The organism is Streptomyces longispororuber, from assembly GCF_014656095.1.
Classification (GTDB): Bacteria; Actinomycetota; Actinomycetes; order Streptomycetales; family Streptomycetaceae; genus Streptomyces; species Streptomyces longispororuber.
Genome location: NZ_BNBT01000112.1, coordinates 22,335 through 29,327 on the forward strand (window position 1 = coordinate 22,335; position 6,993 = coordinate 29,327).

Here is a 6,993-nt window from a genome sequence, read left to right on the forward strand (position 1 = left end):
GCGCCTCCACCGGCCACGGCCACCCCGTCAGCATCCTCGCCCCCGGCGTGCACGCCGGAGCGCCGGGCGCACGCGGCCGTCGCCCGCGCCCCGGCGCCGCGCGTACGCCCGCCTACGCCGGACGCTGGAGCACCGTGAGGCTCCGGTGCGTGAGCGTGAGCCGCTCACCCGCCCGCACCTTGGCGCCCGTGCCCGGCGGCACCCCGTCCTCGCGCGCCGTGTCGACCACGACCTGCCACTGCTGGCCCTGGTTGACCGGCACCACGAACTCCAGGGGTGCCGGGGAGGGGTTGAACATCAGCAGGAACGAGTCGTCGGTGATCCGCTCGCCGCGCGGCCCCGGCTCGGAGATCGCGTTGCCGTTGAGGAACACCGTCAGCGCGCGCGCCTGCGCCGCGTCCCAGTCGGCCCGCGTCATCGGCTCGCCCTCGGGCGTGAACCAGGAGATGTCGGACAGCTCGTCGTGGGTGCCCTCCACCGGGCGGCCGTGGAAGAAGCGGCGCCTGCGGAACACCGGGTGGTCCCGGCGCAGCCAGGTCATCGCCCGCGTGAACTCCAGGAGGGTGGTCTCGCCGTCCGGCCAGCGCACCCAGGAGACCTCGTTGTCCTGGCAGTACGCGTTGTTGTTGCCGCCCTGGGTGCGGGCGAACTCGTCGCCGTGGCTGAGCATCGGCACCCCCTGGGACAGCATCAGGGTGGCGATGAAGTTCCGTAGCTGCCGGTTCCGCAGCGCGAGCACGCCCGGGTCGTCGGTGGGGCCCTCGGCGCCGCAGTTCCAGGAGCGGTTGTGGCTCTCGCCGTCCTGGTTGTCCTCGCCGTTGGCCTCGTTGTGCTTCTCGTTGTACGCCACCAGGTCGTGCAGGGTGAAGCCGTCGTGGCAGGTCACGAAGTTGATGGAGGCGAGCGGCCGGCGCCCGTCGCCCTGGTACAGGTCAGAGGAGCCGGTCAGGCGGGAGGCGAACTCCGCGAGGGTGCGCGGCTCGCCGCGCCACAGGTCCCGCACGGTGTCGCGGTACTTGCCGTTCCACTCCGTCCACAGCGGCGGGAAGTTCCCCACCTGGTAGCCGCCCTCGCCGACGTCCCAGGGCTCGGCGATCAGCTTGACCTGGCTGACCACCGGGTCCTGCTGCACCAGGTCGAAGAACGACGAGAGCCGGTCCACCTCGTGGAACTGGCGCGCGAGCGTCGCCGCGAGGTCGAAGCGGAAGCCGTCCACGTGCATCTCGGTGACCCAGTACCGCAGCGAGTCCATGATGAGCTGCAGGACGTGCGGGTTCCGCATGAGCAGCGAGTTGCCCGTCCCCGTGGTGTCCATGTAGTAGCGCGGGTCCTCGGTGAGGCGGTAGTACGAGGTGTTGTCCAGGCCCCGGAAGGACAGCGTCGGGCCCAGGTGGTTGCCCTCGGCCGTGTGGTTGTACACCACGTCCAGGATGACCTCGATGCCCGCCTCGTGCAGCGCCCGGACCGCCGACTTGAACTCCAGGACCTGCTCGCCCCGGTCGCCCCAGGAGGCGAAGGTGTTGTGCGGGGCGAAGAAGCCGATCGTGTTGTAGCCCCAGTAGTTGTTCAGGCCCATGTCGACCAGCCGGTGGTCGTTCATGAACTGGTGCACCGGCATCAGCTCCAGGGCGGTGACCCCGAGCCGCGTCAGGTGCTCGATGACCGCCGGGTGCGCGAGCGCCGCGTACGTGCCGCGCATCTCGTCCGGCAGCTCCGGGTGGAGCATCGTCAGGCCCTTCACATGGGCCTCGTAGATCACGGTCTCGTTGTACGGGGTGCGCGGCGGGCGGTCGTCGCCCCAGTCGAAGTACGGGTTGACCACCACCGAGGTCATCATGTGGGGCGCGGAGTCCATGTCGTTGCGCTCGTCCGGGGCGCCGAAGCGGTAGCCGTACACCGCCTCGCCCCAGTCGACCTCGCCGCTCACCGCGAGGGCGTACGGGTCGAGGAGGAACTTCGCCGAGTTGCAGCGCTGCCCGCGCGCGGGGTCGTACGGGCCGTGCACGCGGTAGCCGTACCGCTGCCCCGGCATGACGCCGGGGAGGTAGGCGTGGCGCACGAAGCCGTCGGACTCGCGCAGCTCCACCGCCGTCTCCGAGCCGTCGTCGTGCAGCAAGCACAGCTCGACGCGGTCGGCGGCCTCGGAGAAGACCGCGAAGTTGGTGCCGGCGCCGTCGTACGCGGCGCCCAAGGGGTATGCCTGCCCGGGCCAGTCCTGCATGGTGTCGACTCTTCCCGTCCGCCGCCGCCGGTGTGTGTGCCTCTGGCAGGAGTCTGCTCGAAAGTGGAGCAACCACACAGGAGTTGAGTCCGTCTAACCGGCTGACCACATTTTCGACATGCCCTAGAAATGGGCTGATACGGGGAGATTGGGGGAGGAGATGGGCACGCTAGTCAGACGCCATCTCGGCAAGGTGGTGGCGGGGGGTGCACTCGCCGTGGCGGCCACCGCGGCGATGCTGGCCGTCACCCTGCCGGACCAGGCGGGGGCGGAGGGGAGCGATCGCAGCACGGCCGCGGGCTCCACGCGCCAGGACGCCGTCGCGCCGGAGGGAAGGGTCGAGGCCGCTCCCGACGAGGGCTCCGAGGGGGTCGGCAGCGACCCGCTGACCGACGCCGAGACCGCGCGCGCCGAGAAGATCGCGCTGAACAGCAACGGGCTGCGCTCCAGCGCCCGCGACGTGGACGGCGACCGGGGGCCGCAGCGCCTGTCCACGAACCTCGCGGAGAACGAGCTGGGAGCGACCGGGGACGCCGCGGCGCGCCGCGCCGAGATCGTCTACTACGACTACAAGAAGGACGCCGTCATAGCGAAGACGGTGAACCTGGAGACCGGCAAGGTCGAGTCGAGCAACACCGCCCACAACGTCCAGCCGCCGCCCAGCCTGGCGGAGCTGTCCGAGGCCGCGCGACTGCTGATCGCCGACGAGCACGGCAAGGGGCTCAAGGAGGACTACAAGAAGGCCACCGGCAAGAAGCTGAACGGCCCCGGGGACCTGGACCTGAGCGGCTTCGTGTTCCGCAAGGAGACGCTCGCCGACGTCCCGTCCGACCTGAAGGAGTGCGGCAAGCACCGCTGCCTCCAGGTCGTCGCCAAGGTCAAGAGCGGCCCCTGGATCGACACCCGGGCGTTCGTCGTCGACCTCAGCGCCCGCCACGTGGGCCGCGTCGGCTGACCGCCGGCACCCTCATCCGCCACCCTCCTGCCGAAGGAGCCACCCACCCATGCACGTCTCGCACGGCAACAGACTCCCGCGCGCCCGCAAGGCGGCCGGCACGGCCCTTGCGGTCTCCGCGCTCCTGGGAGCAGCGATAACCACCGCGGGCCCCGCCGCCGCGGCCCCGAAGGCCGCCCCACGGGCGCCCGCCGCCCCGGCCGACTGCAGCGCCGCGTACAAGATCGAGCAGACGCTCGACGGCGGTACGACCTGGCGCATGTGCTGGCACTACAACACGAACTCCGGGCTCATCCTGGACAAGATCAGCTACCAGCCCAAGGGCGAGCCCAAGCCCGTCCCGGTGCTCACCAGCGCCCGCCTGGCCCAGATCCACGTGCCCTACGACGACGGCCAGAACGAGTACGACGACATCACGGGCACCGACTTCGGCATGCGGCTGCAGAAGCTGAAGGCGAGCGAGTGCCCCGGCGGCACCATCAAGACGGTGAAGGTCCCGGACGGGGGGAACGTCCCGGGCCTGTGCACCACCACGCGCGCGCGGGGCCACGCCTACCGCCTCAACAACGACGCGTCCACCGGCGGCACCGGCAAGGTCTACACCGCCCAGGGCAAGGACCTGCTCGTCTACACCGTCAACAAGGCCTCCTGGTACGAGTACATCACCGAGTGGCGGTTCTCCTCGGACGGCACCATCACCTCCAACGTGGGCGCCACCGGCAGCCTGTCGCCGTACGACTTCGACGGCGGCGACGGCCGCGGCTGGCCCATCGGCAAGGGCGACCAGGCCAAGGCCGAGAGCCACTCGCACAACGTCTTCTGGCGGCTCAACTTCGGCCTGGACGGCTCACCCAAGGCCAAGGTCGAGCAGTACGACTCCCAGGTCACCCCGCCGAACGGCTCGGGCAGCCCCAAGACGAAGACCACCCGCACGCCCGTCACCAAGGAGCTCATGGGCGACCGCAAGGACATGCGCTGGTGGCGCGTGGTCAGCACGGCCGGCAAGAACAAGGACGGCCACCCGCGCAGCTACGAGATCGTGCCCGGCGCCAGCCAGAAGCACTCCGGGCGGCCGTTCAGCAAGCACGACGTGTACTTCACCCAGTACAAGAAGTGCGAGCAGTACGCGAGCAACAACCTGGGGTGCCCCGACGGCTACCCGAACAGCGTCGACAAGTGGTCGAACGGCGAGACCCTGAACCACCCCGTCACGTGGGTCAACATCGGCTTCCACCACATCGCCCGGGACGAGGACCAGCAGCCCATGCCGGTCCACTGGCAGGGCTTCTCGCTGGCCCCGCGCGACGTGACGGCCATGAACCCGCTCACGCCGCAGGACCTCTCCGGCGTGAACGGGGTGCCGCGGACCTGAAGTCGCGCGACGAGGCTGCCCATCCGGCTGCACCGCCCGCCGGTCCCGGAGTACCCTTCCTTGATCGTTGACCGGGGGAGAGTCCGGGGGAACGGAAGGCGGTGCGCGGGTGAGCTCGCAGGGGCGTGAGCTGCCCCCAGGTGACGAGGGTCACGAGGGGGGCTCCGCAGGCGTCCCGCCCTCGGCGGTGTCCCTGGCGCGACCGATGGAGCAGGTGTCCCAGATCGGACCCGAGCTGGACTGGGACGCCGACGCCTGGCGCGAGGTGCGTACGCGCGCCCAGCGGGCCGGGCGGGCCTACATCTGGCTGAACCTCGTGGAACAGCGGCTGCGCGCGGTCGTGGCCGCTGTTCTGCGTCCCGTCTACGAGCCCGTCCACGCGGACGACTGGGTGGTGGCCGCCGCGGGCCCCGCCGGGCAGGAGTGGGTGCAGCGGGCCGTCGCCGTGCGCGAGGTGAGCCGCCGCAAGGGCTACCTCCTCGACCCGGCCGACGACAACGTCCTCAGCTTCCTGACGCTGCCGCAGCTCCGCGAGCTGATGGTGCAGCACTGGCCGTGCTTCGAGCCCTACCTGGACGACCGGCGCGAGGTGGAGCTGGCCCTGGACGAGCTGGAGGTCACCCGCAACGTCGTCTCGCGCAACCGCGCCCTGTCGCCGACGGTGCTCGCCCAGGCCGAGCGGGCCTCCGCGCGGCTCCTGGAGATCCTCGGCGCGGGCTCGGACGCGCCCTCCGCGCGGCGCCTCCCGGTCGACGCCGTGGAGCAGCTCGTGGGCGACCGGTACGCGGACGTCGTGGGCGTGCACGCGGACCGGGTGCGGCTGCTGGGGCGGTTCCCCGCGGAGGACCTCTTCGGCGGGGCCCGGCGCGTCGACGCCATCGGCATCGGCCTGAACCTGCTGGTGCAGAACTTCTCCGGCCGCCGCCTGGTGCGCCTGGCCGAGTCCGGCTGCCGGGTCCGGCTGCTGTTCCTGAACCCGGCCAGCAGCGCCGTGAAGCGGCGGGAGCGGGAACTGGGCCTGAAGCGCGGCGAGCTGAGCCGCGCCGTGGAGACGAACATCCTCCACATGCGGCGGGTCCGCGCCCGGCTGCGCGACCCGGGCGCCTTCGAGATCCAGGTCTTCGACGAGACCCCGCGCTTCACCGCCTACCTGGTCGACGGCGACGGCTCGGACGGCATCGCGGTCGTCCAGTCCTATCTGCGGCGCACGCGCGGCATGGAGGCGCCGGTGCTCGTGCTGCGCGGCGGCGGCCGGGTGGTGAAGGCGGACGATCCCGGCGAAGGCGGCCTCTTCGCTACATACCGGGAGGAGTTCGAGATGGCGTGGGCGGATTCGCGTCCGGTGTCGTGAACGGACGGCGGCGGGCGGGAAACCGGACGCGACCCGGACGGACCGCGGACGGCGGCGGTCAGAAGCGGAATCCAGCCACCTGATTGTCAGTGGCGCGTGGGATCGTGGAGGCCACTGGGGGAACGCACCATGATGAAGGGGGCGGCCATGGGCTGGCACCGAGAGCTGCTGATCGGCTTCGACCTGGAGACGACCGGGACGGACCCGGGCGAGGCGCGCATCGTCACGGCGGCCGTGGTCGAGGTGAGAGCCGGGCAGGAGCTGGGCCGCCGCGAGTGGCTCGCCGATCCCGGCGTGCCGATCCCGCCGGAGGCGGTCGCCGTGCACGGCATCACCGACGAGCGGGCCGCCGCCGAGGGGCGGCCCGGCGCGGAGGTCGCCGACGCCCTCGCCGACGTGCTGACGTCGTACTGGCGGACGGGCGTCCCGGTCGTGGCGTACAACGCGGCGTTCGACCTCACCCTGCTGGCCGCCGAGTTGCGGCGGCACGGCCTCGCCCCGCTGCGGGAGCGGCTCGGCGGCCTCGACCCCGCGCCCGTGATCGACCCGTACACCATCGACCGCTCCGTGGACCGCTACCGCCGCGGCAAGCGCAACCTGGAAGCGGTCTGCCGGGAGTACGGCGTGGTCCTGGAGTCGGCCCACGACGCCACCTCCGACGCCCTGGCCGCGGCGCGGCTCGCCCGCGCGATAGCCGAGCGCCACGGGAAGGTCGCCGACCTGGGCGTGGCGGAGCTGCACCGGCGGCAGGTGGAGTGGCACGCCGCCTGGGCGGCGGACTTCCAGGACTTCCTGCGGCGCAAGGGGGACACCGGGGCGGTGGTGGACGGGGCGTGGCCGCTGCGCGAGCCGGCACGGGTGCCCTGACGGGGGGTCCCCCAATCCCGCCCCTTCCCCGAAACCAGGGGCTGCCGCCCCTGGACCCCGCTCTTCTCGTCTGGGGCTCCGCCCCTTGCCCCCTTTGTCGGCGCTCCGCGCCTCGTCCTCAAACGCCGGACGGGCTGATTCCCCGCCGCCTCGTCGTCGTCGACTGCCGCGGACGGCCTGACGACGGCGAGACGCGGACACCTCCAGCCCGTCCGGCGTTTGAGGAC

5 protein-coding genes are annotated in these 6,993 nt (G+C 71.8%); 4 read left to right on the forward strand and 1 reads right to left on the reverse strand.

The features are described from left to right. Window positions 1-112: 112 nt before the first annotated feature. Window positions 113-2,221 (reverse strand): glycogen debranching protein GlgX, encoded by a 2,109-nt coding sequence (gene glgX, locus IE330_RS27415; protein WP_190138812.1) that lies wholly within the window; start codon window positions 2,219-2,221, stop codon window positions 113-115. A gap of 160 nt (window positions 2,222-2,381) precedes the next feature. Between glgX and IE330_RS27420 the strand changes: the two genes are divergently transcribed. The 4 genes from IE330_RS27420 to IE330_RS27435 all read left to right on the forward strand — a co-directional run bounded on the left by IE330_RS27420 (window position 2,382) and on the right by IE330_RS27435 (window position 6,766). Continuing rightward, window positions 2,382-3,176, forward strand: coding sequence for a Tat pathway signal sequence domain protein (locus IE330_RS27420; RefSeq protein WP_190138813.1), 795 nt, complete (start codon window positions 2,382-2,384; stop codon window positions 3,174-3,176). A gap of 49 nt (window positions 3,177-3,225) precedes the next feature. Further along, window positions 3,226-4,548 (forward strand): copper amine oxidase, encoded by a 1,323-nt coding sequence (locus IE330_RS27425; RefSeq protein WP_190138814.1) that lies wholly within the window; start codon window positions 3,226-3,228, stop codon window positions 4,546-4,548. A 109-nt stretch (window positions 4,549-4,657) separates the two neighbouring features. After that, window positions 4,658-5,899 carry a DUF5919 domain-containing protein gene (locus IE330_RS27430; RefSeq protein ID WP_190138815.1) on the forward strand — a complete coding sequence of 414 codons (1,242 nt, stop codon included), beginning with the start codon at window positions 4,658-4,660 and terminating at the stop codon, window positions 5,897-5,899. 147 nt (window positions 5,900-6,046) lie between these two features. Beyond that, window positions 6,047-6,766, forward strand: coding sequence for a 3'-5' exonuclease (locus IE330_RS27435; protein ID WP_190138816.1), 720 nt, complete (start codon window positions 6,047-6,049; stop codon window positions 6,764-6,766). The last annotated feature ends 227 nt before the right edge of the window (window positions 6,767-6,993 follow it).

Excerpts from the sequence above, each read along its gene's own strand:
- glgX (WP_190138812.1), bottom strand. The coding sequence starts at position 2,221 with ATGCAGGACTGGCCCGGGCAGGCATACCCCTTGGGCGCCGCGTACGAC.
- IE330_RS27420 (WP_190138813.1), top strand. The coding sequence starts at position 2,382 with ATGGGCACGCTAGTCAGACGCCATCTCGGCAAGGTGGTGGCGGGGGGT.
- IE330_RS27425 (WP_190138814.1), top strand. The coding sequence starts at position 3,226 with ATGCACGTCTCGCACGGCAACAGACTCCCGCGCGCCCGCAAGGCGGCC.
- IE330_RS27435 (WP_190138816.1), top strand. The coding sequence starts at position 6,047 with ATGGGCTGGCACCGAGAGCTGCTGATCGGCTTCGACCTGGAGACGACC.